Raw genomic sequence first — 26823 nt, forward strand, 5'->3', positions numbered from 1 at the left:
TATGCGATAGGGCGAATAAGATGTAACCGCCATTCAGTGTGTAACGCCAATAATGAGCGATCCTGTTCATTAGGCTTTAATAAGGAGATGACAATGCAACACGTGACGCGTGCCGGTGAACCGATGGATGTGGCCGGGGTAATACCTTCCGTCGATCAAGCCGCGCCAGAGATGGTATTAACCGATGGCAATCTTCAAGACGTAACGCTGGACACCTACGCAGGCAAGCGGAAAGTCCTCAATATTATTCCCAGCGTCGACACGCCGACCTGCGCCATGTCGACACGGCGTTTTAATGAGCTTGCCTCTAATTTGGACGATACCGTGGTGTTGGTGGTGTCGGCTGATCTGCCCTTTGCCGCTCAGCGATTTTGCGGTGCGGAAGGGTTGGATAACGTTAAAACGCTTTCCACCTTCCGCCATCCCGAGTTTTTAGAGGCCTGGGGTGTTGCGCTGCGTAATAACCCTATGGAGGGCTTATGTGCACGTGCCGTGGTGGTGCTGGATAGCGATAATCGCGTACTGCATAGCGAGCTGGTCAGCGAAATTAAAAATGAACCGAACTACGATGCGGCACTGGCCGTACTTACGGCGTAGCTGACTGCTGACAACGTTTAGCGGCCTCCAGCAGCGCACTAATCAGGCGTTGCTGGGGGCGGTTAAATATCAGCCATTCGGGATGCCATTGAACCCCGATTAAAAAATCATGTTCGCGCGATTCGATGCCTTGCACCAGGCCGTCACGGTCACGCGCGACAATCTCTATCCCTTGGCCCGCTTGGTTAACGGCCTGATGATGAAGGCTATTTACCCGGCACCAGGTGACGCCGAGTAATTGATACAGTTGGCTTGCACCCACAATATCGACCGTCTTACGGGGAAGTACCGTGCGCCGACGTTTTAAGCCTTCGTGGGTGGTGTAAATATCGGGGTCCAGCGTGCCGCCTAAATGCACGTTGATTAATTGGGCACCTCGGCAAATACCCAAAACGGGTGTGTTTAAGGGAATGAATCGTTCAAGTAAGGCAAGTTCCAGAGCGTCGCGTGCTGGGTCAAGGCGTACATCCAGCTGGAGCTCACCGCCGTAGAGGGTCGCCTGAATATCATCGCCACCGCCAATAATTAACCCATCCAGATACGCTGGCAACGGGCGGGAAGGGGATAGCCGTAAGGGTTTTCCGCCATGCCGCCATACGGCAAACCAGTCAAACCACCAGGCAAGGTGGCTTTTATAATCCGAGGTGGTAATTCCAATAAGCGGCCGTTGCATTCAGATAAGTTCTCTTGAGTCGTCAAAATAGCCGTGCTGCTGACATGGAGCGCTGCCTTAACGGCGCATCCATGTTTTCAGTTTGTCTTTTAAGCGCATCATGAACGGTCGATTTTGCTTGGCTATATATTCATCACAGCGTGCTTGAAGAAGCTGAGTGTCCGCCGCGAGTTTTTCCACTTCAACCCAGCGATTCCATTCCACTACCGCCCCCCACTCTGGCTGAGAGAGCTGTGCATTGGGCAAGCGGTAATGAAACGTGGGGCGCGGCTTTATAAGTTTGGTATGCAGCATCGCGTGAGGATGCTCTGGACACAGATACGCAAATAACGGCAGTAGATCAAACTCACGATTTCGCGTGGCGTTATAGTGCAGGTAATCGTTAATAAACGATGCAAGGTCTGGCTGGTAGCGACTATCCAGCACCTTTAAGGCGTACTCCTTGGGGAAAGGATTAGCATGGGGCAACACTTCACGGGTGATATCCACTTTGATCTCATCGCGAAGCCAATGGGCCAGCAAGAGATAAGCACGCAGCATCGCCAGCAGGTAGTCAACGTCCAGGCGCGCTACCTCCAAATTAAGGTGTAAACCAAAACCATACAGCAGGCTAGCATCAGTGCCTTTTGCACCCTGGTCGCGTAATGCCTGAAAAATAGTATCCAGTTCTTCAAGTTCATTCCACGGAACCGGCGGGCAAATAAGCTCGGTGGGCACCAGGCCTGTTACCATGTCGCCAATAAATTCGCGGGTCTTTTGGTGAAATTCCAAGCGGCGCTGACGCCGATGGCGTTCCCATTCGCTATCCTGGTTAGCCTGCTCTTCAAGCAGTGACTGGTCAGGATGGGCGTACTGGGTGTCAAGCTCAATGCCAAATACACCCCAGCGGGTTCCCTCAACCAGTAGCCGGTGGGGGCTTACCACGTTAAGCTCACCTTTAAACAGATCGCGAACCACTAATGCAGTGTCGTGGGGTGGCAAGCCGGCAAATTCGATCTCAACGCCCACACGGCGTACCTTGCCGTCGCTATTTAACCGATTCGGGGGAGCTTGCAGCGTCATCTCGGCATCCTGTGAGGTGAACGTTTAGATTATCAGCCTATCATAGTCGCGCAGGTAGGCTGAGCGGATTCCGGGAGGCGAGAGGGAATAGGCGCGGTGTCATTTTTGAATCCATTTTAGGAGCATGGTGTGCGACAGCACTGGATAATTAACACTGCCATCTACATTGCGTTAACGGTACTGGTCAGCGTAATGGCGGCTCAGGTTCAGGCCCAGGTCGTCTCGCTTTCCGGTTTAAGTGGAAATGAGCCTAACCAGGAAGAAGAGGTCAGCAGTGATGAATTCCAACGCTCACTGAATGATGTTATCGCCATGCTCGACAATGAAGAGCAGCGTACGGCGCTGCTTAACTCGCTGCGCGAGCTACAGGTAACAGCGGATGCTACTCAAGAGGAAGGCATCGTACGCCAAGGGCTGCTGGGCGCGCTTGCCGACACGCTAACGGATCTCGGCGAGCAGGCCCAGTCAGGCAACTCACCGATTGATGAGTGGTCACGGCAACTGGTGCAAGGGGCCGCTGATCTGCGTGCCTTAAATGCTGGCATGGATCGCGGGCAGGTGATCCGTGAGGTTGTTGACGGCGCAGTGATGGGGATTATCTGGATCACGCTGCTGGTACTGATGATTGCCTTTGGCCGCTTGGTTGCGACGCGCCGAGAATGGCCCCTGGATTTGCCCCGTGACCCCAAGGCGTGGCTGCTGGCAGCGCATTTTCTACGCCGCATGCTGCCTTGGGCACTGGCCTTTGCGATTATCTTGGGCATTGCCCAACTGCTGCCCTACAGCCCCGGGCGCACGGTGGTGTTGGTCATTGCGTATGTCTGCCTGTTTGGTCGTGCGTTATCGGTAGTTTTCGAGACAGTCATTGCCTTCTTTAGCCGAGGGCACCGCTTTACCGCTGTGCAACTGTTGCAGCAGCAGGCACTGCGTGGGCTGTTTGTGATCGGGGCGTTGATCGCTTTGGGCGACGCGGTAAATTCAGCGCGCCTGGTGGATCTACTGGGTACCGAGCTCTCAGGCCTTGTTTCGATGCTGTCCAATATGCTGGCCGCGCTGCTGGCTGCGCGCTTTATTATCAAGTTCAAGCAGCCAGTACGCCATCTCATTTGTAACCGGCCCTATAAGCAGCGCCGGGAGGCCAGCACGGCCGTTGAGATGGTTCGTACCTTGGGTGGCTTATGGCATATCCCGGCACTGCTACTGGTGGGTGGCTCGTTATTGGCTATTTTTATCACCGTGGGCGATGTCGGGACCGCTCTGGCACGTTCGATAATTTCTGCGAGCTTGCTGGTACTTACCCTGGTGATTACCGGGTTGATACGCCGTCAATCCGAGCGCTTGAGTAAGCGTCGTCGTCGGCGCTTTAGCCAGTACCGAAAACGCCTCGAGCGCTTTGGGTTTGTGTTGGCGCATATCTGTTCATGGATGGTATTTGCTGAACTCTCCATGCAAGTATGGGGAGGATCGTTGTTTGGGCTAGGCCAAGAAGCGGTGGCCAGTACGCGTATCGGCCAAGCGCTGGTTAGCCTAGGGGCGACAATTTTGTTGGCATGGCTGGTGTGGATATTTGCCGACACGGCCATTCAGCGGGCGCTGACTTCCTCGGGCCGCGCTCGCGGTCGGCGGGTTAACCAGGCGCGGGCGCAAACCATCACGCCGATGATCCGTAACGTGATCTTTGTCGCCATTTTAATTATCGCGTTTATTGTCGGGCTGGCTAACCTGGGGGTGAACGTTACACCGCTGCTGGCGGGTGCCGGTGTGATCGGCTTGGCGATAGGTTTTGGCGCACAGACGTTGGTTCAGGATTTGATTACCGGCATCTTTATTCTGATTGAAGATTCGTTGGCGGTGGATGATTTTGTGCGCATCAATACCCATATGGGGACGGTAGAAGGGCTGACTCTGCGTACCGTGCGGTTACGCGACCTGGATGGCGTGGTACATATTATTACCTTCAGTCGTATTGAATCGATCCACAATATGTCGCGTCAGTTTGGTATTGCGCTAATGCGGATACGCATTCCCTATGATATGAAAATTGATGATGCCATTACGCTAATGCAGGAAACCGCCCAGGAGCTGCGCAATGACCCGATGATGCGTCATTACATCTGGTCGCCGCTTGAAATGCAGGGGGTTCAGGGATTTGAAGAGGGCTGCCCTATCTTGCGCATGCGCTTTCGGACAGCTCCTGAAATGCAATGGGATGTTTCGCGGGCCTTTAATCTACTGCTTAAACAGAGGATGGAAGCGCAGTCCATCGATCTGGGTGTGCCGCGTCTAAGTGTCAGCATGGAAGCGCGCTCAGAAGACCATATGGAGCCGACCGGAGGCACCGACCTATCGCTTGATAATGGGGAAGCCACAACGGGTGAGCACGAGGCCAATAAAAAGCCTGCACCGCCCAAGCCCGCCCCGCAGCCTACTCAAGCAGAGATAGAGCGTGATGAGAGGGGGACGTATCGCGGCTCACCTTAAGCAGCAAGCGTCTGGCTCAAGGTAAGTCCCAGCGCAATCCCCAGGCCTGTACCGATGGTGAAAATCGCAATGAGTAGCCAAGCGCCGCGCAAGCCACGCCAGCGGTTGTAGAGTTTTACGACGTGGCTGACGCGGTCGACCAATTTATCGTGACGGGAAACTATCTCGTCAGGCGGTACTGAAAAGTCGTTGGCAACATCATCCTGCCAATGGGCGCCGTGGGTTAGCCCAAGCTGAGTACGCAGCTTCCCAATGTCGCTCAGCGTGGCGTGCAGCTTATCGTAGTCTGCACGCCGCTTGGCGACGGCGAATGCAGCTTCAGCATCCTGGCGCAAAGCGCTGTTGGGGCAGCGAGCAACGGCTTGCTGTAGCTCTTCATCGTTTGCTTGGGGTGGAACGTTAAGGCGTTGGTACAAATCCCGCATAGGTGCATTGTTCTTTTAGGGTTGGAGGTTAACACCAGAGAGTGCGCACATTTTATCGATAGGTTTGCATCAAGTAATCATAGGCGCTTTTTATGCGTTGAAAACGTGCTGAAGCAAGGGCAATTTGATGTTCACTTTGGGTATAGAAGCGGTCCGGATGGTGTAGCTGTGCCATACGCCGGTAGGCACGGCGCACTTCTGCTTGGGTAACGCCGGGTGATAACTCCAGTACCGCTAGGGCGCGGGTGGTGCGATCAGGTGGCGGCGGTGTGGACGAGCGCTGTTGATGGCTGTGCTGATAGCCGTTCTGATAGCCCTGGTGTGAGTTCTGCTGAGAGCCTTTTTGTGAACCGCTTTTCGAGTTTTGTTGCTGGCGCTTTGTGCGCTCACGCTCCTCTTTGCGCCGAGCACGTTCCTGCTGCTGTCGGGCCTTGTCGTTATGAGCTTGGTCTTTACGCGCCTTGTCGTTGCGAGATTTGTCGCTGCGGGCTCTCTCACGCTCGGCCTTTTCCTGGGCTTTCGAATGCGCGCGTTGGGCTTCTTCTTCCTGGCGCCTTTTTTCCTGCTGTTCGGCTTCTTCCTGCGCCTCGCGGGCCTGGCGGGCAGCCTCTTCAGCCTTGCGTGCTTGCTGCGCGTAATAGTCAGCGTCATGGACGCGCCAATAGGCGTCGCGGCTGGGATCTTCCGGCAGAGCGAGCGCTCGTCCTGTAAGCTCTTTAAATAGCGTGCCAAGTGTTGTGGGCAGCACATTGAGCAAATCTGCCACGAACCGCAATATATAATGGTTCGACAGAGAAAGGTCTCCATTGTCGGTTGCCACCGTGATGGCTTGATGCATTACGCCAAGGCTATGCTCTTCAGAGCACTCCTTGCGAATGACTTCAGCGGCAAGCTGAATAGCCTTGAGGTCGCGCTGCCGCGCAATATGCATGACTGGCGCCAGTTCATGCCCATGACGAAAGTGCGCGCACACCTGGGCCAAACGGCGTCGCCGTTGACCTTCTGAAACGTGTTGGCGGTGTACCAATATCCAGGCCAACAGCAGTAGCTTTGCCGTATCCACTTGGCTGCGGCTTTGCAGTAGCAGCAGCTCAAAGGGGGAGAAACGGGCAATGGGCATTCCCAGGCTCCAAAGGCGTAAAGGTGAACCATCCCCGCATGAAGCGGACCATCATGACAATTGGTGTCATGGTATATCATCGCTCAAGGCAATGAAGTAGGAGATTGACCAGGTGATTAACGTCGAGCGCAAAAATAGCTACCAGCTACGCCTTACACGGCGGCTCAAGGAAGAGACATCGCATAGGCTTGACGTCTATCTTTTTGTACCTGGCGAGCTGGGTTTAAATGCTCACGTCATCTCGGAAGAGGCATTTTATCACTCATCCATTAGTGTCTCGCGGACGTACTATAGCGATGCCTACCACCTGCCGCTAGTGCATAGCCGGCTCGCTAGCCGTAATCAGTTGGGCAGCGAATCTTACCGATTAAGCTTAAGTCTTTATGCGTATCAGTATGTGACTGCCATGGAGCGGACGACTCAAAAAATGCTGGTCAGCGAGCGCAAACTGCGTAGCGAACGGCAAAAAGAGTCCAGTGATGTGCAGACGCTAAGAGAAGAGCTGTGTGAGCAACTGAATGAAATGCAGAAGCTCAGCGAAAGCATTTTAAGGAAGATGCGCCGCAACCAACCCACGGACGAGCGCTTATACAAATATTTCGCCAATATCGATAACTATCTTTCCTGGTTTACTGAGCAGCAGCTGCTTTCACTAGTGGCCTATATGCCAAGAGGTGGCGAGTTTAGTGATATCAAGCGCCAGTTTATTAATGTTTGCGAACGTGAAAGTGAGTATCGACGCGAACAGAAGTACAACTCAGAGCGTGTGATGGAAGACCCGACACGCATGTCGAATAAAATGCGCTTGCTACGACGCTTGATTGAATATCCGATTACCTTGAAGCAGGAGGCGCTGGAGTTAGGCGGCGGTGAGCAAAAAGCCGTAAAAGCGTTGGCAACCGCACTGGTAATGGCCTGTGTCACGCTGGGAGTATTGCGCGTACGCGAAGTCGTTGGCGATATTACGGCGCTGTTTGTGCTTGCCATGGCGCTGCTGTATGCCTTGCGTGAAGTGTTTAAGGACGACCTGCGCAATACGCTTTGGCGCCTGCTGCGTCGGGGGCGGCCAAAATGGCGTCGCCAATATGTTGACCCCACGCGTAATGCACTGGTGGGGCGTCAGCTTGAATGGTTTGATTACAAGCGCTACACCGCCCTGAATGAAGACATCAAACAGATGCGAAGACGGACCGTGGCTGAGCGGGAAGAGGATGTGCTGCATTACCGTTCCAGTTCCCGTATGTCGCCCACGCGGTTTTTGAGTGGTTACGAGCATACGCGAGAGACACTGTATATTGATCTCTTGATGCTGACCCGCTTAATGAGCAAAGAGAAGCATCATATCTTTCGGTTAAAAGATGGCCAGGCCGTACGTGAAAGCGTTGAACGGCGCCATTTGTTCAACCTGGTGGTGCGCGAAACCGGCAGTGAAGATGCCCCTTACCTGGCGCGTTGGAAGGTGGTGGTTAGTCGTTCGGGAATTGTCGATGTCGAAAAAGTTGCTGAAAGTGGCGTCTCAGAAGGCACATCCAGTGAGCTCAGTCCTTAAGTGCAGCCTCTGCGCATACGAGTGCCAGCCAGCTGCAAGCGATTCACTCAGAGGCGCCCCAAAAGACGCTCCTGAGTGGATATAGCTAGCGTTAAGCAACGTGTAATGGCTGATTAATTGAACGAATTAAGGGCCTTTTCCAAGTTGTCCACACTGCGTTTAGTATGATGCAGCTTATCCAGCCCAAACAGGCCGATACGAAAGGTCTGGAAGTTATCACCTTCATCGCACATCAAGGGCACACCGCCCGCCACTTGAACGCCCGCTTGGGCAAACTTGCCGACAAGCCCGGCGTCGTTGGTGTAGCTGACCACGACACCCGGCGCTTCGAAGCCGTTGGCGGCGACACTGATAAAGCCATGGCGCGAGAGCAACTCCCGAACGCCTTGGCCAATGGCTTGCTGCTCTTGCTTCACCTTGGCAAAGCCGTATTCGCGGGTTTCCTGCATGATATCGCGCAGCTGGCGCAAGGCATCCGTTGGCATGGTGGCGTGGTAGGCATGCCCACCGTTTTCGTAGGCCTGCATGATCGAATGCCATTTGGCTAAATCGCAGGCAAAGCTGTTGCTTTGCGTTTCGCTTAAGCGCTGTGTGGCGCGTTCGGAAAGCATGACCATGGCGCAGCAGGGTGAACCGCTCCAGCCCTTTTGCGGAGCGCTTACCACCACATCGATGCCCAAATCCTGCATATCTACCCATAGGGTGCCTGCGGCAATGGCGTCCAGCACAAACAGGCCACCCACCTCGCGCGTCGCTTGCGCCACGGTACGAATGTAGTCATCGGGCAGCAGTAGACCCGCAGAGGTTTCTACCTGGGGGGCAAACACCACGGCGGGTTTTTCCTGGCGGATACGCTCGGCGGCTTCTTCCGCAGGTACGGGCATAAACGGCGACTGCGGGTCATCGGCAGTCACGCGGCGTGCTTTGAGTACCGTGTGTTGGTCGGTTAAACGGCCCATCTCGATAATCTGCGTCCAGCGGTAGCTAAACCAGCCGTTACGAATCACCAGGGTTTTCTGGTCCAGGGCGAACTGACGTGCGACCGCTTCCATGCCAAACGTCCCGCTACCGGGAACAATGGCCGTTGCATGGGCGTTATAGACCTCTTTCAGCGTGGTCGAAATATCGCGCATGATGCCTTGAAACTGCTGCGACATGTGATTGAGCGAACGGTCGGTATAAACCACCGAGTATTCAAGCAGTCCGGTGGGGTCAACGTTGGGCAGTAGGGCCGCCATGGCATTCTCCTTGATAAGTAGGCGTACAGTTCACGCGAGATAAAGTGCCTTACAGAGTCCGAGGAATTAGAGCCCGAGGAATTAGAGCCCGAGGAAGTAGAGTACGAGGAAGTAGAGTACGAGGAATTGTTAGGTGAGGCCAGTGCTGGCAGTGTGGTTCGCAAGGCAATAAAAAAAACCGCCGTCATGAAGACGGCGGCAGAGTGATAACCAGCCTGATGCGGCTAACCGCAGTAATGAATGCGGCTTAGCGTTGAGGCAATTGCTCGGGGCCAAAGGCGTCCGGCAGTAATGTTTCCATGGTGTAGGTTTTGAGCACCTCACCTTGGCGGGAGATAACCATGATTTGCGTATCGGGGGTAGCGAACTCACGAATACGCTGGCGGCAATCCCCACAGGGCGTGCATAGGTGCTCACCCGGCCCCATTACATACACCTTGGCAAGCTCACGCTGGCCAGCGGTTACCATCGCGCTAATGGCCGATGCTTCCGCACAAAGCCCCTTGTAGTGAGCGACTTCGACGTTAGCGCCTACGAACTGCTGGCCATCCGGGCACTCCATGATGGATGCCACCGGGTGGTCGGAGTAAGGGACGTAGGCATTATTCAATGCATCAAGCAGCGTGTTGACCAGAGCAGAGTCTGCTTGGCTCATAGATGATTCCTCGGTTTAACCCACTTGGGCATTGTGACCCACTTAAGCATTGTGACCCACTTGGGCGTTGGCGGCGTCGTCACGCAGGACGGTATCCAGCGCGATCACCATCATATCGTTGAAGGTGGTTTGACGATCGGCGCTGGAGAGCGCTTCACCTTTCAGAATATGATCCGATACGGTGCAGATGGTCAGCGCACGTGCACCGAACTCGGCGGCGACGCCGTAAAGGCCAGCAGCTTCCATCTCAACGCCTACAATGCCGTAGCGCTTCATCAGCTCGGCCATATCGGTTTGCGGGTTGTAAAACAGATCGGCGGAGAAAATGTTGCCCACTTTCACCGGCACGTTTTGCGCTTTGGCGGCGGCCACGGCGTGGCTTGTCAGCTCAAAATCTGCAATAGCGGCAAAGTCGTGGTCGTTAAAGCGCATGCGGTTCACCTTGGAATCCGTGCAGGCACCCATGCCGATCACCACATCACGAACGTTAACGTCGTCGCGTACCGCGCCACAGGAGCCCACACGAATAATCGACGTCACGCCGTAATCGGTAATTAGCTCTTTGGCGTAAATCGAGACCGACGGAATACCCATGCCGTGGCCCATAACGGAAATTTTGCGGCCTTTATACGTGCCGGTATAGCCCAACATGCCACGCACGTCGTTCACCTGACGCACGTCATCAAGGTAAGTTTCGGCAATGTACTTGGCGCGCAGCGGGTCGCCGGGCATCAACACCGTATCCGCGAAATCACCCTGTTCAGCATTAATATGCGGAGTAGCCATGCGGTTTCCTTATGTCTTGTTAAATAGCGCTATCAGGCAGCATACGATAGAAAGCTTTTGCCATCGTCCATTGCGGGAAGGGCGAAGTAATCCGCCAGTGTCTGGCCAATATCGGCAAACGTATCGCGTGCGCCCATCGGCCCTGGCGCGAACCCAGCGCCGCTGACCATCACAGGAATGTATTCGCGCGTGTGCTCAGTACCTTCCCAGCTTGGGTCGCAGCCGTGATCCGCGGTAAGAATTAGTAGGTCGTCACTGTTCAACGCAGCCAGCAGCTCCGGCAGGCGAGCGTCAAAGTGCTCAAGGGCGGCCGCGTAGCCCGGCACGTCACGGCGATGACCGTAGACCGAGTCGAAATCGACAAAGTTGGTCATGATCATGGTCGGGCGGTCGCTGGTTTCAGTAGCAGTGCGCGCCACTTCACCCAACGTCGCATCCATCAGCGCATCGTGGCCGCTGGCTTTAACCTTGTGAGTAATGCCGCAGTGGGCGTAGATATCGGCAATCTTGCCAATCGATACCATTTCACCACCGGCATCGGCGAGCTTTTGCAGTACGGTGGGCGAAGGCGGCTCAACGCTGTAGTCGCGACGGTTACCGGTACGCGCAAAGCTTGCGCTGTCTTCACCTATAAACGGGCGGGCAATCACCCGGCCGATGTTGTAAGGCTCCAGCAGCTCGCGTACGGTTTCGCACAACGCGTAAAGGCGATCCAGGCCAAAATGCTCTTCGTGAGCGGCAATCTGGAAGACTGAATCCGCCGAGGTATACACAATCGGTTTGCCGGTTTGCACATGCTCGTCACCCAGCCGGGCGATGATTTCGGTGCCTGAGGCGTGGCAGTTGCCGATCACGCCGGGCAGGTCCGCCGCCTGAACAATCTTGTCCAGCAGTTCAGCAGGGAAGCTTTCGGTCTTGTCGCTGAAGTAGCCCCAGTCAAAACGTACCGGCACGCCGGCGATTTCCCAGTGGCCGGACGGGGTGTCCTTGCCGCTGGAAATTTCCTGGGCGTGGGCGTAGGCGCCTTCGAGCACCTCGGGCAGGGCAACGCCTTCGGCAACCGCGCCGGTGCTATCCCGGTGGGCGTGAAACAGGCCAAGCTTGGCCATGTTAGGCAGCTTCAAGGGGCCTGAGCGCTCAGCCGTATCGGCGTCGCCACGCGCGCAGGCGGCAGCGATATGGCCCAGGGTGTCCGAGCCTTCATCGCCGAAGGCGGCGGCATCGGCGGCGCTGCCGATGCCGAAGGAGTCTAGTACCAGCACAATTGCACGTTTCATGGCGTTTTCCTCGTCAGTCGGCACTCATTAAAGCTCTTCACCGCGATAGGTTTCCTGGAGCAGTGAATTAATCGTTGCTTCACCCGTGCCAATAGTGATCGCTGCACGCAGCTGGGCAGCGGCGCGGTCAGCTGCTTCATCGCTACGTGCGTGAACGAAGGCCAGCGGCTGCTGGTTATCCACCTGGGCGCCCAGTTCGGCAATCGCACTAAAGCCCACGCTATGATCGATACTGGCATCGTTACGCAGGCGACCACCGCCCAGTTCCACCACGCTCATGCCTACTGCGCGAGTATCGATGCGCAACACATTGCCCGACTGCTCGGCATACACAGGTTTGACCACGTTGGCTTTGGCAAGGTAGCTGTCAGAGCGCTCCATAAAGTCACCCGGGCCGCCCAGCTCACGTACCATGCGTGCGAATACTTCGGCGGCGGCACCCGAGGTCAGGGCTTTTTCAAGCTGGCTTAGGGCATCTTCACGGCTTTTCGCCAGTTTGCCCGCCATGAGCATTTCCACGGCCAGTTCACGGGTAACCTGCATTACGCGGCTGTTCGGGCGCTCACCGCGCAGCAGTTCCAGCGTCTCGACGATTTCAACCGCGTTGCCCGCGCACGGTGCCAGCGGCTGGCTCATGTCGGTGAGAAGTGCGGTCGTCGGCGTACCGGCCTGGGTGGCCACCGTGGCGATACTTTTGGCAAGCTCGTGGGATTTTTCGGTGGTGGGCATAAACGCGCCACTGCCGACTTTGACATCCATGACCAGCGCATCAAGGCCGGAGGCAAGCTTCTTGCCCAGAATGGACGCGGTAATCAGCGGAATGGACTCAACCGTGGCGGTGACGTCACGCACGCCGTAAATGCGCTTATCCGCCGGTGCCAGGTTACCGGTCTGGCCGATGATCGCCACACCGGTGGATTTCACCACGTCGCTGAAGCGCTCAGGGGCAGGGTAGGGGTCGTAGCCGGGGATCGATTCAAGCTTGTCCAGCGTGCCGCCGGTGTGGCCCAGACCACGGCCTGAAATCATGGGAACAAACGCGCCACACGCCGCGACCCACGGGCCGAGCACTAATGACACCAGATCACCCACGCCGCCGGTGGAGTGCTTATCGACCACAGGTCCTGGCAGGTTGAGTGAGTCCCACTGCATCACGTGACCCGAGTCACGCGTGGCGGTGGTTAGGGCTACGACTTCCTCACGGCTCATGCCGTTAAGAAATACCGCCATGGTGAAGGCGCCAATCTGAGCGTCGCTGATGCGGTCATCGGCAATGCCTTGAATAAACGTTTTGATATCCGCAGCTGCCAGCGGGTTGCCATCACGTTTTTCGCGAATTAATTCCTGCGGGAGCATATTAGTAGCCTTCCTGTGGTGCTGCGCTTTCTACGCCGCCCAGTGTGTTTAATAAATTGGCTAAAAGACTGGATGCGCCAAAGCGAAAATGTGCCGGTGTAATCCATGCACTGCCCATGATGTTGCTTGCCAGCGCCAGGTACTCAGCGGCTTCTTCTGTGGTGCGCACGCCGCCTGCGGCTTTAAAGCCAACGTCTTTGCCGCTTGCTTTAATCGCGTTCAGCATAATTTCGGCGGCTTCCAGCGTGGCGTTGGTGGCCACTTTGCCGGTAGACGTTTTAATAAAGTCGGCGCCGCCTTCAATAGCAAGCTCGCTAGCACGTTTGATAAGTGCTGGGTCTTTGAGTTCGCCTGATTCGATAATGACTTTTAACTGGGCCTGATCTGCGCAGGCGGCTTTACACATTTCAACCAGCTCAAGGCCGGTTTCTTCGTCACCTGCCATCAGCGTGCGGTAGGGGAACACCACATCGACTTCGTGGGCGCCGGAGGCAACTGCGTCACGGGTTTCACGGGCAGCCGCCATAATGTCATCGCCGCCATTAGGGAAGTTGGTAACGGTCGCGATTTTTACCAGCTCGTTGAGTTTGTGGGCGGTCAGCGCACGCTGAGCGGTAACAATAAACTGCGGATATACGCAGACGGCCGCCGGATTACCGTGAGGCGTTTTAAGCTGCTGGCAAAGCGCTTCAATCGTGCCGTCGGTGTCGCTGTCATTCAGGCTGGTCAAATCCATTAAGCTCAGCGCTTGGCGGGCGGCCTGGATGACGTGGGGAGAGGCTGTCGCGGTCATTGGATTCTCACAAAATTGATAAAAGACAAAACGGGCACTGCGAGATAAAACAGCAGCGCCCGTTGCATGGTGTCGTACTCGCTGCGTTAGGTCGTAATACTGCTCAGCGAGATGAAGAAGCCAGCAATGGTGGCTGACATTAAATTGGACAGTGTACCGGCCAGAACGGCTTTGCCCCCAAAGCGGGCAATTTCAGCGCGACGGCTCGGCGCAATACTGCCTAAACCGCCCAACAAAATAGCGATTGAAGACAGGTTGGCAAAGCCGCACAGGGCGAAAGACAAGAAGGCCGTGGTATGGGGAGTCATTAATTGACCCGTCGCGGCAACCACTTGCTCCCCATCAATGTAGGGGGCCAGGTTAATAAAGGCGACGAACTCATTAACCACTAGCTTCTGGCCAATAAAGGAGCCAGCAACGGTGGCTTCAGCCCATGGCACGCCCAGCATGAAAGCCAGCGGGGCAAACAGCCAGCCCAGGATCATTTCAAGGCTCAGCGACTCAAATCCAAACCAGCCGCCAACGCCCCCTAAAATGCCGTTGATCAGTGCGATCAAGGCAATAAAGGCCAGCAGCATGGCGCCAACATTGGCCGCCAGCATCAGGCCAGAGGTGGCGCCCGAGGCCGCAGCATCCAGCACGTTGGCGGGCTTGTTTTCCTGCTCTTGAAGCTCTTCCTCGACTTTAGAGATGCTGTCGCTGTCAGTCGCGTCCTGGGTTTCCGGCATGATCAACTTGGCGAAAAGCAGACCACCCGGGGCTGCCATAAACGACGCAGCAACCAGATACTCCATGGGAATGCCCAGCTGTGCGTAACCGGCAAGTACCGAACCCGCTACTGAAGCAAGGCCGCCACACATAACGGCAAACAGCTGCGAGGGCGTCATGCGAGCAATAAACGGACGTACCACCAGCGGCGCTTCGGTTTGGCCTACGAAGATATTGGCTGTCGCAGAAAGCGACTCTGTACGCGATGTGCCGAGTGCTTTTTGCAGCCCGCCACCCAGAATACGAATCACCCACTGCATGATGCCCATGTAGTAAAGCACGGCGATCAGCGAGGAGAAGAAGATAATGACCGGCAGGACCTTGATCGCGAAGATAAAGCCAACATTATCAACATCAGCCAGACCACCAAACAGAAAGCCAATACCGTCGTTGGCATAAACCAGTACCTGGCTTACTCCCATGGAAATGGTTTGCAAAAAGGTTTGTCCAAACGGCACATAGAGGACAAACGCCCCGATGGCTGCCTGGATACCAAAAGCGCCCAGCACGGTACGCAAGCGAATTGACTTACGGTCGTAAGAAAAAATCAGAGCGATGACCACCAGAGTGACCATGCCAACCAAGCTCATAAGGAGTGTCATATGGGAATCCTTTGAGTCCGCTAGGGGGGCTCGTTTAAAGTAAGTTGAGCCTGTTTAAAGTATGTTGAGCTTGACAGAGTAAATCATCGCGTTTTGATAAGCATTCGGCGTGCCGAGCTTATTCTCCGAGTAGCGATACTGAACGCCCGTTGTGATCAAATCGCTGGGGTGCCACCAAAGGCTCAGCGCACCGTTGGTGCCTACGCTTCCGGCTTTGCCATCTACATAGTTCTGTTCCAGGTAGTCACTGTCGCGGCCAAACGTTTGCTCGTGCCAGTTGGTGACGCTGAAGTTTTGATTAAGTGCGGCGAAGTCATAGCCCGCGACCCAGCCCGCCATGTAGCCATTCATGCCAGTATAGCTTTCGCTCTGAACGCGTGCTGCGCCAATAAAGGGTTTAAACCATAAGCCGTTGGCGAATGTTGTGCGGTAGCCTAGGCCCAGGATTTGGTCTTGTTCGCGGCTGTTATAGCCGTAGTCACGGAAGTCGTACACGTGAGCGTAGAGCGACAGCGGGGTATCCCCCAGATAAATGTGTGACGTTACCTTGCCTGCCGTGCGGAAGTTATCTTTACCGCCGCTTGATTCATCGAACCGGTCGTTGGTCGGGTTTTCGAAATCAAAGAAACCGTAGAACTCGCCCCAGCTAAAGCCCGCACCGCCTTCGATCTCTACGTAGGTGAAGTCGCTTTTTGCCGCATTGGAGGCCGTGCGACGTTCGGTACCGTTAGACCAGTCGAGGTAGTTAACCGAGACATTGGCAAAGGACCAAAGAGGTGTCGTCGGCTGGTGCGGCGCATCGGCAGCTATTGCCGGTGTTGCCAGTGCCAAGCCAGCGGCTAAAACGCCAACGCTGGTAGTGAATGAAAAAGTACGCATTGAGATCGGAGCAGTCATGTAAGCCTCAAGAGGGGTTGCCACAGTTTGGCCGTCGTTAGAATTATGTGGGCTGGCGAAAATGTTATAATTATAACATTGCATGTTATTTTTTTAACGCCCATTTGCAATAAACTCAAACCACCGCTTCTTGGATGCCTCTATCGGGGTGTCGCAGGAAGGCATGGAGTTAACCGAACGTCTAAGGCCAGACTTGCATGTTCCAGACGTTAAGCTTGTGGCTTTAACGTCACGGCCATAGGCTAAGTACGCCGTTGGATATAAGTACGCCGTTGGATAACAGTGGTCATGGCACCAGCCATACACGACATATTATAAAGTGAATAATAACGGTATTGAGGAGACGTCTGGTATGAACGACCGTAGCGCCCAACGGTTGGCATTGCTTCAGGAAACGCTTGCCGGTGGTGGTACGTTGCATTTACGTGACGCCGCTAGTTTATGCGGTGTTTCAGAAATGACCATACGCCGCGACCTTTCAACGCAGTCTTCTGCGTTAGCGCTGCTGGGCGGAAGGTTGGTAATGGCAAGTTACCCAAGTAGCACTCCTGCGTACGATTTGGCGGAGCAGCAAGCCAACGACTATCCGTTAAAGCACTTGCTCTGCAAGCGGGCCGCAAGCTTTATTGAAGAGGGCGATACGCTGTTTATTGATTGCGGCTCAACGCTGGTGCCTCTTTTGGGGCAGCTGGGGAATTTTCATGAGCTAACGGTGGTGACCTATGCGTTAAATGTCGCCACGGCGGTGTCGGCTCTACCCAATGTGCGTTTGGTGCTATTGGGCGGGCTGTTTTATGCGTCATCACAATCGTTTGGCAGCGATGATATGCGCGCTGCCATTGAGCGTATCGGTATCAATAAGGCATTTATTTCAGCTGCTGGGGTTGATTGCACGCGTGGCGTTAGCTGTTTTCACTTTCATGAAGTAGCCCCCAAGCAGGCGGCTATTGCCTGTGCTTCGCAGCGCTTATTAGTGATCGACGCGAGTAAAATCGGCATGATTCGCCCCGCCTATTTCGCATCATTGAATGATTTTGACATTGTTGTGACTAATGAGGACGCTGCCCCTGCGTTATTTACCCATTTCACGGGGCGTGTACTTACCCACCTTCCTGTTCCATCTTCTTTTGAGCAATCGTGTTAGGAAGTTACGGCTAGGTGCGTCAAATCGTCGCTTTGATTCGTTGCTTGGATCAAAGGAAGATACGTCGGTTAGAGCGGGCCTCCTTCATGTTAGGATGTCGGTTCAATCCGCTACCTGCTTCCAATCCCGGTAGCGCATATTTTTCCCGGAGCACAGGCAGTACCTCTGGCAGAGTGTTTTGGGAAGGGTATGGGGTGTTAGTTAGCTGACATATGGCATATCGTTTGGCTTGCTGTTTGACGGCTAGTTTTGTAACGCAACTCTGACGAGATCGCACCATGCAACAACCTTCCTACTGGCGCAGGTCAGGCACTCTGGTGCTCATTGCGCTATGCTTGCTGCTTGCAGGCTGTAGCTCGGCCTTAATGGACCCAAAAGGTGTCGTTGGTGAAACCCAGCGTTCACTGATCCTGAGTTCATTTGGCTTGATGCTGATCGTGGTCATCCCCGTTATTGTTATGACGATAGTGTTTGGCTGGTACTATCGCCGTAGCAATACGATGGCTGAATACCTGCCTGATTGGGCGCACTCCAACTGGATCGAGGCCATTGTTTGGCTGGTTCCTGTCGTAATCGTCGCTATTTTGGGCGTAATTACCTGGAAAAGTTCACACGATCTTGATCCCCATCGCGCACTTGAAAGTGATACACCTGAGCTTGAAATCCAGGTCGTGGCACTTGATTGGAAATGGCTGTTCATTTATCCCGAGCAAGGTATTGCAACGGTAAATGAAGTGGCATTCCCGGTTGATACGCCCGTCCGCTTCCGAGTGAGCTCCGGTTCGGTGATGAACTCTTTCTTCATTCCTCGACTAGGCAGCCAGATTTATGCCATGGCAGGAATGGATAATGACGTTTATCTCGAAGCTAATGAGATCGGTACCTATAGCGGTCGTTCGACCAACTATAGCGGTGCAGGTTTCTCTGGAATGATCTTCGATGCTCACGCGACATCAGATGAAGACTTTGATGCGTGGGTAGAAGAGGTTCGGCAGTCACCACAAACGCTGACCTACCCAGAGGGTTATTCCCAATTGGCTGAGCGCTCTTCGTTCAACCCTGTTGAGTACTTCGCAAGCGTTACACCTGAGTTCTATGAGCGTCTGGTCTCCAGCTTCCATACAGGCAGCGATCCTGAAACCGACACTCAAGATGCGCCCCGCGCACCAGCTATCGATAGCAATGAAGCCTATCAAACGACCGACAACCAAGCGAATGGTGAGGCTGAGGATGTCCAAACCATAAGCAATGAGGCGGGAGAATAACCGTGTTCGGTAAACTAAGCTTAGAGGCTTTTCCTCTCCACGAACCCATTCTGGTGTTAGCGGGTATCGTGGGAATTCTAGGCGGCGCGGCGTTGTTAGGCGCGTTGACCTATTTCCGTAAGTGGGGCTGGCTATGGAACGAGTGGTTCACCTCCGTTGACCATAAAAAGCTCGGTATCATGTATTTCATCGTGGCACTTATCATGCTGCTGCGCGGTTTTGCTGATGCCTTGATGATGCGTGTACAGCAGGCGATAGCCGCAGGCGGTTCGACAGGCATTTTGCCGCCTGACCACTACGACCAGATCTTTACCGCCCACGGCGTTATCATGATCTTCTTCGTGGCCATGCCTATGGTTATCGGCCTGATGAACCTGGTTGTTCCGTTGCAGATCGGTGCGCGCGATGTTGCGTTCCCGTTCCTGAACAACCTGAGTTTCTGGCTGTTCGCGGTTTCGGCTCTACTGGTCAACATTTCTCTGTTCGTGGGTGAGTTCGCTACCACTGGTTGGTTGGCTTACGCGCCGTTATCGGGGATAGAGTACAGCCCCGGGGTAGGGGTCGATTACTGGATATGGGCGTTGCAGATATCCGGGATAGGTACCACGTTAACGGGTATTAACTTCTTCGTTACTATCCTGAAAATGCGTACCAAGGGCATGACCATGTTCCGCATGCCGATCTTTACCTGGACGTCGCTGTGCGCCAACGTACTGATCATTGCCTCTTTCCCGATTTTGACCGCTACTATTGCCATGCTGACGCTGGATCGTTACCTGGGGATGAATTTCTTCACGAACGATATGGGCGGCAACATGATGATGTACGTCAACCTTATCTGGGCGTGGGGTCACCCTGAGGTTTACATTCTGATTCTGCCGGCCTTCGGTGTGTTTTCAGAAGTTATCGCGACCTTTGCACGCAAGCGTCTGTTCGGTTACCACACCATGGTATGGGCAACGATCGCGATCACGATCCTGTCATTCATCGTTTGGTTGCACCACTTCTTTACCATGGGCGCAGGTGCCAACGTCAATGCCTTCTTCGGCATCATGACAATGATCATCGCCATACCGACTGGGGTGAAAGTCTTTAACTGGCTGTTCACTATCTTCCGTGGACGCTTGGAAATGACCTCGCCGACCCTCTGGACGCTGGGTTTTATTATCACCTTCGTCCTCGGTGGTATGACAGGCGTTATGCTGGCGCTGCCGGCGGCAAACTTCGTGCTGCACAACAGTCTGTTCGTTATTGCCCACTTCCATAACGTTATCGTTGGTGGCGTGGTCTTCGGCATGATGGCGGGTCTGACCTACTGGTTCCCGAAAGCCTTTGGCTTCACGCTTGACGAGAAGTGGGGCAAGCGCTCGTTCTGGTTCTGGGTGTCAGGTTTCTACGTGGCCTTCATGCCGCTATACGTACTGAGCTTCTACGGTGCTGTGCGCCGCATGAACTCTTACCCGAACGCTGAATGGCAGCCCTGGTTTATCGTTGCCTTGGTCGGTGCACTGCTGATTGCTGCGGGTATCGCTTGTACGCTCATTCAGTTCTACGTAAGCGTGCGTAACCGCGATAAGTATGCTGATGTGACCGGCGACCCATGGGATGCCCGTACGCTGGAGTGGGCAACCTCTTCACCGCCTCCGTTCTACAACTTTGCGCGCCTGCCCGTCGTTGGTGATATCGACAGCTTCTGGTCACAAAAGCAGCGTGGCAACGAGCAGTTGAACGATGCGCCTTACACGGATATCCATATGCCGAGGAACACGGTGGCCGGCCCCGTCATCAGTGTCTTTGCGATGATCTTTGGTTTCGCCATGGTATGGCACATCTGGTGGCTGGCTGGGTTCAGTGCAATCGGCATGCTGGTGAGCTTCCTGATGCGGGTATCTAACGACGATATCGATTACTACGTGCCTGCTGCAGAGGTCGAGCGAATCGAACGTGCTCATCAACAACGTGTGGAGGCCCAGGCGTAATGGCTACTGAATCCCTACATCACGATGCCCATGCTGAAGAGCATGAGCACCACGATGCCGGTCCTACCAAGGTATTTGGTTTCTGGGTCTACCTAATGAGCGACTTAGTGATCTTCGGAACACTATTCGCTACTTACGCCGTGCTCATGAGAGGCACGGCAGGTGGGCCGACCGGTGCGGATATTTTTGAACTACCTTTGATTCTCTTCGGCACCTTTGCACTGCTGATCAGTAGTTTCACCTTCGGCATGGGCGTTCTGGCAATGAATGCCAATCGCGTCGGCCAGGTGAAACTGTGGCTGGGCATTACGTTCGTGCTGGGCCTGATGTTCCTGGGCATGGAAATCTATGAGTTCCATCACTTTATCCATGAGGGTTGGGGCCCGGATCGCAGTGCCTTTTTATCTGCCTTCTTTACGCTGGTAGGTACTCACGGTCTGCACGTGACCTTCGGTATGATCTGGATTCTGGTCATGCTGGTTCAGTTGTCGACTAAAGGCCTGAATGATAAAACGCGTCCGCGTATCCTGTGCTTGAGCTTGTTCTGGCACTTCCTGGATATCGTCTGGATCTGTGTCTTCTCCTTCGTCTACTTGATGGGAGTGCTGGTATGAGTTCTTCTAGCCAACCGTCCGGTCACGGCACCGTAAAGTCCTATGTAACGGGTCTTGTGCTGTCGTTAGTCCTGACTGTCATTCCATTTGGCGCGGTTATGCTGGGTTCGTTCAGCTTACCCGTGAACGTGGGAATCATCACTGTGACGGCCGTTTTGCAGGTTCTGGTTCAGCTTGTGATGTTCATGCACTTGGACTTCAAGACTGAAGATGGCTGGAACATGCTTTCCTTCGTCTTTACGGTGCTGATTCTCGGCCTAGTGGTAGGAGGTTCGCTGTGGATCATGCAGCATCTACATCTCAACATGATGATCGGCTAACCAGCATGCCCAATCGGTGGCACGATCTGCTTGAGCTAACCAAGCCAGGAATCATTGGCGGCAATCTGATTGCCGCCCTTGGTGGCTACTTTCTAGCCGCGCACGGTGAATTCGATCTGGTGACGTTTGCTTCGGTCATGTTGGGGATCGCGTTAGTGATCGCCTCAGGCTGTGCCTGTAACAATGTGATTGATAGGGATATTGATGCTCTGATGGCGCGCACGCGCCATCGTCCTCTGGTGAGAGGAAGCGTCTCTATCACGCAAGCATTGGGCTTGTCGGCGTTTCTGGGTATCAGTGGTGTGGTCTGCCTGGCATTAGGCACCAATGGGTTGACGGTGGCCTTGGCTGTTATCGGATGGGGCGTATATGTGGGGGTGTATAGCCTCTATATGAAGCGCAACTCCGAATACGGCACCGTGGTAGGCAGCTTGTCTGGCGCTATGCCGCCCGTGATTGGGTACTGCGCCGTGACGGGTACCTTTGACAGTGGGGCGATGGTTCTGCTGTTGATCTTCTGCCTCTGGCAGATGCCGCACTCCTATGCCATTGCGATTTTCCGCTATGCCGATTACCAGCGCGCTTCGATTCCCGTTCTGCCTGTTGTTCACGGGATCAAGCGCGCAAAGCATCACATCCTTGGCTACATTGTGGCGTTTATTCCCGCCTCATTGGCTTTGGTGCTGGCGAGTAAGGCAGGTACTGGCTACCTGTGCGTCGCACTGACCATGGGGGGCTACTGGCTCTACCTGGCGATTTGCGGCTACCGGCTGGATGATGATGTACGCTGGGCCAAACGCGTATTTGGCGTCTCGATTTTGACCATCACCGCGATGAGCCTGGTGATTGTGTTGGAATCCATGGTGCCAATAATGTGGGCGTGATTGACCCACACCGCTAAGTGGTTGAATTAGAAAAGCCCCGGGTAGTTAAACTGCCCGGGGCTTTTTCTTGTCTTAAAGCTTACTTACCATTGATCGCACCTGCGAAGCTTATCAGGTGCGATGACGGGTTTACGCTTCTCGCTGGCTTGCCTGAATAGCGGTCAGCGCGATGGTGTAGACGATATCATCCACCAGCGCGCCTCGGGAAAGGTCATTCACCGGTTTGTTTAAGCCTTGCAGCATGGGGCCAACGCTCACTACGCGGGCACTACGCTGCACCGCTTTGTAGGTCGTATTGCCGGTATTCAGGTCCGGGAAGACAAAGACGGTGGCGCGGCCCGCTACGGGCGAATCCGGCGCTTTCTGCTTACCCACGCTCTCAATGGCGGCTGCATCGTACTGAAGCGGGCCATCGATCAATAAGTGCGGGGCACGCTCTTTGGCGATGCGCGTAGCTTCCCGCACTTTATCGACATCCGCGCCGGTGCCTGAATCTCCCGTTGAGTAGCTGATCATGGCCACGCGCGGTTCAATGCCAAACGCTTCTGCGGAGCGAGCGCTTTGCAGGGCTATTTCAGCCAGCGTTTCGGCATCCGGGTCCGGGTTCACCGCACAATCGCCATACACCACTACCTGCTCGGGCAGCAGCATAAAGAAGATTGACGATACCTGGCTATATTCTGGCGCGGTCTTTATCAGCTGAAACGCCGGGCGCACGGTGTTAGCGGTGGTGTGGATAGCACCCGAGACAAGGCCATCGACTTCATCCAGCTGGAGCATCATGGTGCCAAGCACCACGTTATCCTGTAGCTGGGCCTCAGCGGTGAGTTCGTTAAGCTTGCCACGCCGACGTTCTACCATGGGCGCAATATAGTGGGCACGCGTGCTTTCGGGGTCGATAATCGTCAACTCGTCGGGCAGTGCTAAACCGCGATTACGCGCCACTTCCTCGATGTTCTCACGACTGCCCAACAGCACGCAGTTGGCAATGCCGCGCCGCTGACAAATAATCGCTGCCTCCACCGTGCGGGGTTCGTCGCCTTCCGGCAGTACGATCCGTTTTTTTGCGTGCTGCGCCTGTTTGACCAACTGATAGCGAAACGCCGAAGGTGATAAGCGCCGTGCATAGCCGTGGCTTAACTTGTCTTTTAGCCATTCAAGGTCGATATGGGCAGCGACAAAACGCGCCACCTGCTCGGCACGCTCGAAATCATCAACGGGGATTTCGCTGCTAAGCTGGCTCAAGTTTTGAGCCGTGGTCAGACTGTCGGTTTCAACCGCCAGCACGGGCAGGCCGGTTCTAAGCGCTGGGCGACACATCTCAATCATATTGTCGTTAGGCAAAAAACCATTGGTCAGCAATATGCCCGCCAACTGAGTGCCGTTCATGGTAGCGAGGGCGGACGCCAGCACGACGTCGTCACGGTCGCCAGAAGCCACCACCAGACTACCGGGTGTAAAGATATGCAGCGCATTCGCCGCGCTACGCGCACACAGGCTTGTCGACATTACCCGGCGGCTCGCCGCATCGCCTTCATTTAGCACCTTGGCACTCAGTGCCCGTGCCACGTCCAGCGTGCGGGGCGCATTGAGGGTTTTGCTGTAAGGCACGATGCCGATTAGGTGAAAACTGTCGGTGGCCAGTGACGGTGAATAGCCGCGAAGCTCGTTAAGTACCGACTCTTCAAGCTGCGGTTTAATGGTGCCCGGCGCTGCCGAAAGGTCATCTTCCTGGCCGTAAGGCAGGTTCTTCATGCGCATCAGGATGCCGCCCAGCGTGCGGGTCGAGCTAACCCCGCCAAAGCTTCTGGCGTGCATATCAAGCTCTTCAGCAAGTGCCTGTGGCTCGTTTAAATCCCCGGTGCCCACCAGGATGATTCGAGCATTAAGTGCATGCGCCAGTTGAGCATTGGTTTGCGTCGCGTACGTGGTGTACTGGGTAGGCACTACGCCTTCCACTACGACTAAATCCAGCGCATTACCGTCCCGCTCAGCCTGTTGCATTACCTGCTCATAAAGCTCGACCACATTTTCCATTAACTCATCGGTTTGGTCATCGCGCAGCAGGCGCTCCAGCCGGGCTTGTGAGATCGGCGAAGGCGGGCGCAGGTTGAGCGTGCGAGACACCAGTGCCGTTGAGCGATCAAGGCCCGGGCCGTTCAGCTCTTTTTGCATAAACGGCTTCAAAAAACCGGCTTTAAGGCCAATGGTGTCGAGCGCCTGAATCAAGCCTAAACAGGCTGAGGTTAATCCGGCCCCCATGCTTGTGGGCACCAGAAGAATGGCTTGAGGTTGAGAGGGGGGCGAGCTCATGCTTGGGCCTCCAGGCATTGACGTGTTTCCATCGCGATACGGCCTTCTTCGTCGGTAGGAATGACCCAGGCTTCGGGACCCTGGTGATTTGCCCTGTCCAGCTTGCCCTCTTTACCGCGAATCATCACGTCATTGCTCGCCTCATCAAGGGCAAAGCCAAAGTGAGGCAGCAGGCTGATAACGCGGCTGCGTACAAGAGGAGAGTTCTCGCCGATGCCACCGGTAAAAATGACGCCATCAAGCGTCGGCAGTGCGCAAGAGAGAGCAGCAAGCGACTTGGCAATGCGGTAGCAAAACACGTCTAGCGCCAGCATGGCTCTTGCATGACCCTGCTCTGCTGCTTCCTCTACTTCGCGCATATCGTTGGTTAAGCCAGAAAGCCCCAATAGCCCGCTTTGCTTATTCAGCACGTCATCAATCTTGTCCAGCGACCAGCCTAACTGACGGTGTAGGTGGGCGTGCAAGCCCGGGTCGACATCGCCGCTGCGCGTGCCCATCACCAGGCCTTCTAGGGGGGTAAGCCCCATGCTGGTGTCCAGGCTTCGGTTATTCCAAACCGCTGCGGTTGAGCAGCCGTTACCCAAGTGGGCTGTTAACCAACCGCCCGCACCACGAGAGCTAAGCTCGGCAGCCCGCTGGCTAACAAAGGCGTGGCTCGTGCCATGGAATCCGTAGCGACGAATGCCGTGTTCAGCGTAGAGGCTCTCCGGCAAGGCGTAGCGGTAGGCTGTTGGCGATAGCGTTTGATGAAATGCGGTATCGAATACCGCAACCTGAGGTAGTGCTGGAAATATCTTTTGGGTAGCGCTGATGCCTGCCAGGTTGGCAGGGTTATGCAGAGGTGCCAACGCGGCGGTGGCCTTAATCGCACTGATAACATCACTATCAATCAAAGCGGCCTGAGTAAACTTCTCTCCGCCATGAACAATGCGATGCCCAATAGCGCCCGGAATGCGTCCTTCCAGGCTGTTTAAAATGGCGTTGAGCACTTGAGTATGGTCAGCATTGGGGAGTGCATGGCTAAAACTTCCCCCCGCGCTATTTATTCCTTTTAAACGGGCATCGGCGCTGCCTAAGCGCTCTGCCAAGCCTGCTAAGCGCGGGGCATCAGGGGCCGGATCGATCAGTGCGTATTTAATAGAGGATGAACCACAATTAATAACCAGCACCGGTGCATTCATAAAGAATCTACCAAAAGAGTAAAGGTTTAGTTTGTACGTTAGTGTGACAGGCGGCAAGGGGCATTAACGTAGGCGGATATTTGTTTAGCCATTCGACTCAAATCCGGGCATGCTTGGCGGTTAACGTTCTTTTGCTGCCTGGAGCCTATGACTACGTCCTCGTTACCCAACCACCTGCCGCGCCACTTGGCCATTTTGCTGCTAATGACCGTTGGCACCATGTTCGCTGCCAACCATGTATCGGCCAGGCTTGCCTTTGATAACGGTACCGGGTTACTGCTGGCCGTATTAACGCGTTCCGGGGTAGCCTGTTTGATCCTGCTCGCCCTTGTGGTCGTTCAGAAGAAACGCTTCTGGCTGCCTTCGGGCACCTGGCCCTGGCAACTGGTGGTAGGCCTTCTTATCACCATTCAAAGTGTCAGCCTTTATTCAGCGGTTGCGCGGCTTCCTGTTGTTATTGCGCTACTGTTGGTCAATACCTTCCCCATTCAGTTAGCACTATTGAGTTGGGCGCTGGGCGGGCCGCGTCCGTCGCTTCGCAGTTGCCTTATTATGGGGACCATTTTAATCGGGCTGTTGGTCGTGCTGGATATTCCAGCGTGGCTTTCCAGTGCTGACAGTATGGGGCCGGAATGGGTCGCCGGTATTGGATTTGGGTTGCTGGCCGCGTTCGTTTTCGCCTGCGCGCTATGGGTTACCGAGCACCGTTTATCCCAAGTAGGCAGCACACTGCGCAGTCTTTTAACCATGCAAACCGTGTTTTTCGCCATGGTAATCGGTGGGGCTTTAGGTGTCGTGCCAGGTGGTATGAGCCTACCTGACAATAGCCAAGGGTGGGTGGGGT

24 protein-coding genes are annotated in these 26823 nt (G+C 54.9%); 10 read left to right on the plus strand and 14 right to left on the minus strand.

Annotated features, from left to right (window positions below; all coding sequences use genetic code 11):
• Positions 1-93: 93 nt before the first annotated feature.
• On the plus strand, positions 94-597 hold the full coding sequence (gene tpx, locus CZ787_RS09050; RefSeq protein WP_087108345.1) for a thiol peroxidase: 504 nt from the start codon (positions 94-96) through the stop codon (positions 595-597).
• On the opposite strand, the gene CZ787_RS09055 is transcribed toward tpx, so the two are convergent.
• Together CZ787_RS09055 and CZ787_RS09060 are read right to left on the minus strand one after the other, a co-directional pair.
• Complete coding sequence (locus CZ787_RS09055) at positions 587-1270, minus strand: gamma-glutamyl-gamma-aminobutyrate hydrolase family protein (protein WP_087108347.1); 684 nt, start codon at positions 1268-1270, stop codon at positions 587-589. The two genes, tpx and CZ787_RS09055, sit on opposite strands and share 11 nt — an antisense overlap.
• A gap of 57 nt (positions 1271-1327) precedes the next feature.
• Positions 1328-2332: an amidoligase family protein gene (locus tag CZ787_RS09060; protein ID WP_087108350.1), complete on the minus strand. Its 1005-nt coding sequence runs from the start codon at positions 2330-2332 to the stop codon at positions 1328-1330.
• A 129-nt stretch (positions 2333-2461) separates the two neighbouring features.
• Between CZ787_RS09060 and CZ787_RS09065 the strand changes: the two genes are divergently transcribed.
• Entirely contained in the window at positions 2462-4813 is a 2352-nt protein-coding gene (locus CZ787_RS09065) for a mechanosensitive ion channel family protein (protein ID WP_419866534.1), read from the plus strand.
• On the opposite strand, the gene CZ787_RS09070 is transcribed toward CZ787_RS09065, so the two are convergent.
• Positions 4810-5238: a hypothetical protein gene (locus CZ787_RS09070; protein ID WP_087108352.1), complete on the minus strand. Its 429-nt coding sequence runs from the start codon at positions 5236-5238 to the stop codon at positions 4810-4812. The genes CZ787_RS09065 and CZ787_RS09070 overlap by 4 nt on opposite strands.
• Positions 5239-5290: 52 nt before the next feature.
• Complete coding sequence (locus tag CZ787_RS09075) at positions 5291-6358, minus strand: J domain-containing protein (RefSeq protein WP_087108354.1); 1068 nt, start codon at positions 6356-6358, stop codon at positions 5291-5293.
• Between the two features lie 112 nt (positions 6359-6470).
• Here CZ787_RS09075 and CZ787_RS09080 point away from each other — a divergent pair, with 112 nt between their 5' ends.
• Entirely contained in the window at positions 6471-7907 is a 1437-nt protein-coding gene (locus CZ787_RS09080; RefSeq protein WP_087108357.1) for a hypothetical protein, read from the plus strand.
• Between the two features lie 113 nt (positions 7908-8020).
• Here the strand turns inward: CZ787_RS09080 and CZ787_RS09085 are convergent, their stop codons facing one another.
• The 8 genes from CZ787_RS09085 to CZ787_RS09120 all read right to left on the minus strand — a co-directional run bounded on the left by CZ787_RS09085 (position 8021) and on the right by CZ787_RS09120 (position 16279).
• Positions 8021-9145 carry an aminotransferase class V-fold PLP-dependent enzyme gene (locus CZ787_RS09085; RefSeq protein WP_087108359.1) on the minus strand — a complete coding sequence of 375 codons (1125 nt, stop codon included), beginning with the start codon at positions 9143-9145 and terminating at the stop codon, positions 8021-8023.
• 247 nt (positions 9146-9392) lie between these two features.
• Positions 9393-9800, minus strand: a complete 408-nt coding sequence (gene cdd, locus CZ787_RS09090; protein WP_018919042.1) for a cytidine deaminase — start codon at positions 9798-9800, stop codon at positions 9393-9395.
• Positions 9801-9842: 42 nt separating this feature from the next.
• Positions 9843-10586 carry a purine-nucleoside phosphorylase gene (deoD, locus tag CZ787_RS09095; protein ID WP_087108361.1) on the minus strand — a complete coding sequence of 248 codons (744 nt, stop codon included), beginning with the start codon at positions 10584-10586 and terminating at the stop codon, positions 9843-9845.
• Positions 10587-10618: 32 nt separating this feature from the next.
• Complete coding sequence (locus tag CZ787_RS09100) at positions 10619-11863, minus strand: phosphopentomutase (RefSeq protein WP_087108363.1); 1245 nt, start codon at positions 11861-11863, stop codon at positions 10619-10621.
• A gap of 27 nt (positions 11864-11890) precedes the next feature.
• Positions 11891-13219: a thymidine phosphorylase gene (deoA, locus tag CZ787_RS09105; RefSeq protein WP_087108365.1), complete on the minus strand. Its 1329-nt coding sequence runs from the start codon at positions 13217-13219 to the stop codon at positions 11891-11893.
• A gap of 1 nt (position 13220) precedes the next feature.
• A complete protein-coding gene (gene deoC, locus CZ787_RS09110; RefSeq protein WP_087108367.1) occupies positions 13221-14012 on the minus strand; it encodes a deoxyribose-phosphate aldolase in 792 nt (263 codons plus the stop codon).
• Between the two features lie 86 nt (positions 14013-14098).
• Positions 14099-15382 carry a NupC/NupG family nucleoside CNT transporter gene (locus CZ787_RS09115; RefSeq protein ID WP_087108369.1) on the minus strand — a complete coding sequence of 428 codons (1284 nt, stop codon included), beginning with the start codon at positions 15380-15382 and terminating at the stop codon, positions 14099-14101.
• 54 nt (positions 15383-15436) lie between these two features.
• Positions 15437-16279 carry an outer membrane protein OmpK gene (locus CZ787_RS09120; RefSeq protein ID WP_407647898.1) on the minus strand — a complete coding sequence of 281 codons (843 nt, stop codon included), beginning with the start codon at positions 16277-16279 and terminating at the stop codon, positions 15437-15439.
• A gap of 352 nt (positions 16280-16631) precedes the next feature.
• On the opposite strand from CZ787_RS09120, the gene CZ787_RS09125 reads away from it, so the two are divergent.
• The 6 genes from CZ787_RS09125 to cyoE all read left to right on the plus strand — a co-directional run bounded on the left by CZ787_RS09125 (position 16632) and on the right by cyoE (position 22485).
• Positions 16632-17423, plus strand: coding sequence for a DeoR/GlpR family DNA-binding transcription regulator (locus CZ787_RS09125; protein WP_087108371.1), 792 nt, complete (start codon positions 16632-16634; stop codon positions 17421-17423).
• A gap of 278 nt (positions 17424-17701) precedes the next feature.
• Complete coding sequence (cyoA, locus tag CZ787_RS09130) at positions 17702-18688, plus strand: ubiquinol oxidase subunit II (protein ID WP_087108373.1); 987 nt, start codon at positions 17702-17704, stop codon at positions 18686-18688.
• A gap of 2 nt (positions 18689-18690) precedes the next feature.
• Positions 18691-20667, plus strand: coding sequence for a cytochrome o ubiquinol oxidase subunit I (gene cyoB, locus CZ787_RS09135; RefSeq protein ID WP_087108374.1), 1977 nt, complete (start codon positions 18691-18693; stop codon positions 20665-20667).
• The gene (gene cyoC, locus CZ787_RS09140; protein ID WP_087108376.1) at positions 20667-21281 is read left to right on the plus strand and encodes a cytochrome o ubiquinol oxidase subunit III; all 615 of its coding nucleotides are present in this window, start codon (positions 20667-20669) and stop codon (positions 21279-21281) included. The genes cyoB and cyoC overlap by 1 nt, the downstream gene beginning before the upstream one ends.
• The gene (gene cyoD / locus CZ787_RS09145) at positions 21278-21601 is read left to right on the plus strand and encodes a cytochrome o ubiquinol oxidase subunit IV (RefSeq protein WP_087108378.1); all 324 of its coding nucleotides are present in this window, start codon (positions 21278-21280) and stop codon (positions 21599-21601) included. The genes cyoC and cyoD overlap by 4 nt, the downstream gene beginning before the upstream one ends.
• Positions 21559-22485: a heme o synthase gene (gene cyoE, locus CZ787_RS09150; protein WP_087108380.1), complete on the plus strand. Its 927-nt coding sequence runs from the start codon at positions 21559-21561 to the stop codon at positions 22483-22485. The genes cyoD and cyoE overlap by 43 nt, the downstream gene beginning before the upstream one ends.
• Positions 22486-22614: 129 nt before the next feature.
• Here cyoE and pta read toward each other — a convergent pair whose 3' ends face one another.
• Together pta and CZ787_RS09160 are read right to left on the minus strand one after the other, a co-directional pair.
• A complete protein-coding gene (gene pta / locus CZ787_RS09155; protein WP_087108382.1) occupies positions 22615-24798 on the minus strand; it encodes a phosphate acetyltransferase in 2184 nt (727 codons plus the stop codon).
• Positions 24795-25979, minus strand: a complete 1185-nt coding sequence (locus CZ787_RS09160; protein WP_087108384.1) for an acetate/propionate family kinase — start codon at positions 25977-25979, stop codon at positions 24795-24797. The genes pta and CZ787_RS09160 overlap by 4 nt, the downstream gene beginning before the upstream one ends.
• Before the next feature lie 147 nt (positions 25980-26126).
• Between CZ787_RS09160 and CZ787_RS09165 the strand changes: the two genes are divergently transcribed.
• The coding region (locus tag CZ787_RS09165) for an EamA family transporter (protein WP_087108385.1) at positions 26127-26823 on the plus strand (697 nt) is incomplete at its 3' end.

The organism is Halomonas citrativorans, from assembly GCF_900163645.1.
Taxonomy (GTDB): domain Bacteria; phylum Pseudomonadota; class Gammaproteobacteria; order Pseudomonadales; family Halomonadaceae; genus Vreelandella; species Vreelandella citrativorans.

Excerpts from the sequence above, each read along its gene's own strand:
- cyoA (WP_087108373.1), top strand. The coding sequence starts at position 17,702 with ATGCAACAACCTTCCTACTGGCGCAGGTCAGGCACTCTGGTGCTCATT.
- pta (WP_087108382.1), bottom strand. The coding sequence starts at position 24,798 with ATGAGCTCGCCCCCCTCTCAACCTCAAGCCATTCTTCTGGTGCCCACA.
- cyoD (WP_087108378.1), top strand. The coding sequence starts at position 21,278 with ATGAGTTCTTCTAGCCAACCGTCCGGTCACGGCACCGTAAAGTCCTAT.
- deoC (WP_087108367.1), bottom strand. The coding sequence starts at position 14,012 with ATGACCGCGACAGCCTCTCCCCACGTCATCCAGGCCGCCCGCCAAGCG.
- CZ787_RS09070 (WP_087108352.1), bottom strand. The coding sequence starts at position 5,238 with ATGCGGGATTTGTACCAACGCCTTAACGTTCCACCCCAAGCAAACGAT.
- cdd (WP_018919042.1), bottom strand. The coding sequence starts at position 9,800 with ATGAGCCAAGCAGACTCTGCTCTGGTCAACACGCTGCTTGATGCATTG.
- tpx (WP_087108345.1), top strand. The coding sequence starts at position 94 with ATGCAACACGTGACGCGTGCCGGTGAACCGATGGATGTGGCCGGGGTA.
- CZ787_RS09085 (WP_087108359.1), bottom strand. The coding sequence starts at position 9,145 with ATGGCGGCCCTACTGCCCAACGTTGACCCCACCGGACTGCTTGAATAC.
- CZ787_RS09075 (WP_087108354.1), bottom strand. The coding sequence starts at position 6,358 with ATGCCCATTGCCCGTTTCTCCCCCTTTGAGCTGCTGCTACTGCAAAGC.
- CZ787_RS09060 (WP_087108350.1), bottom strand. The coding sequence starts at position 2,332 with ATGACGCTGCAAGCTCCCCCGAATCGGTTAAATAGCGACGGCAAGGTA.
- CZ787_RS09100 (WP_087108363.1), bottom strand. The coding sequence starts at position 11,863 with ATGAAACGTGCAATTGTGCTGGTACTAGACTCCTTCGGCATCGGCAGC.
- CZ787_RS09120 (WP_407647898.1), bottom strand. The coding sequence starts at position 16,279 with ATGACTGCTCCGATCTCAATGCGTACTTTTTCATTCACTACCAGCGTT.
- CZ787_RS09125 (WP_087108371.1), top strand. The coding sequence starts at position 16,632 with ATGAACGACCGTAGCGCCCAACGGTTGGCATTGCTTCAGGAAACGCTT.
- deoA (WP_087108365.1), bottom strand. The coding sequence starts at position 13,219 with ATGCTCCCGCAGGAATTAATTCGCGAAAAACGTGATGGCAACCCGCTG.
- CZ787_RS09055 (WP_087108347.1), bottom strand. The coding sequence starts at position 1,270 with ATGCAACGGCCGCTTATTGGAATTACCACCTCGGATTATAAAAGCCAC.
- cyoC (WP_087108376.1), top strand. The coding sequence starts at position 20,667 with ATGGCTACTGAATCCCTACATCACGATGCCCATGCTGAAGAGCATGAG.
- CZ787_RS09115 (WP_087108369.1), bottom strand. The coding sequence starts at position 15,382 with ATGACACTCCTTATGAGCTTGGTTGGCATGGTCACTCTGGTGGTCATC.
- CZ787_RS09160 (WP_087108384.1), bottom strand. The coding sequence starts at position 25,979 with ATGAATGCACCGGTGCTGGTTATTAATTGTGGTTCATCCTCTATTAAA.
- deoD (WP_087108361.1), bottom strand. The coding sequence starts at position 10,586 with ATGGCTACTCCGCATATTAATGCTGAACAGGGTGATTTCGCGGATACG.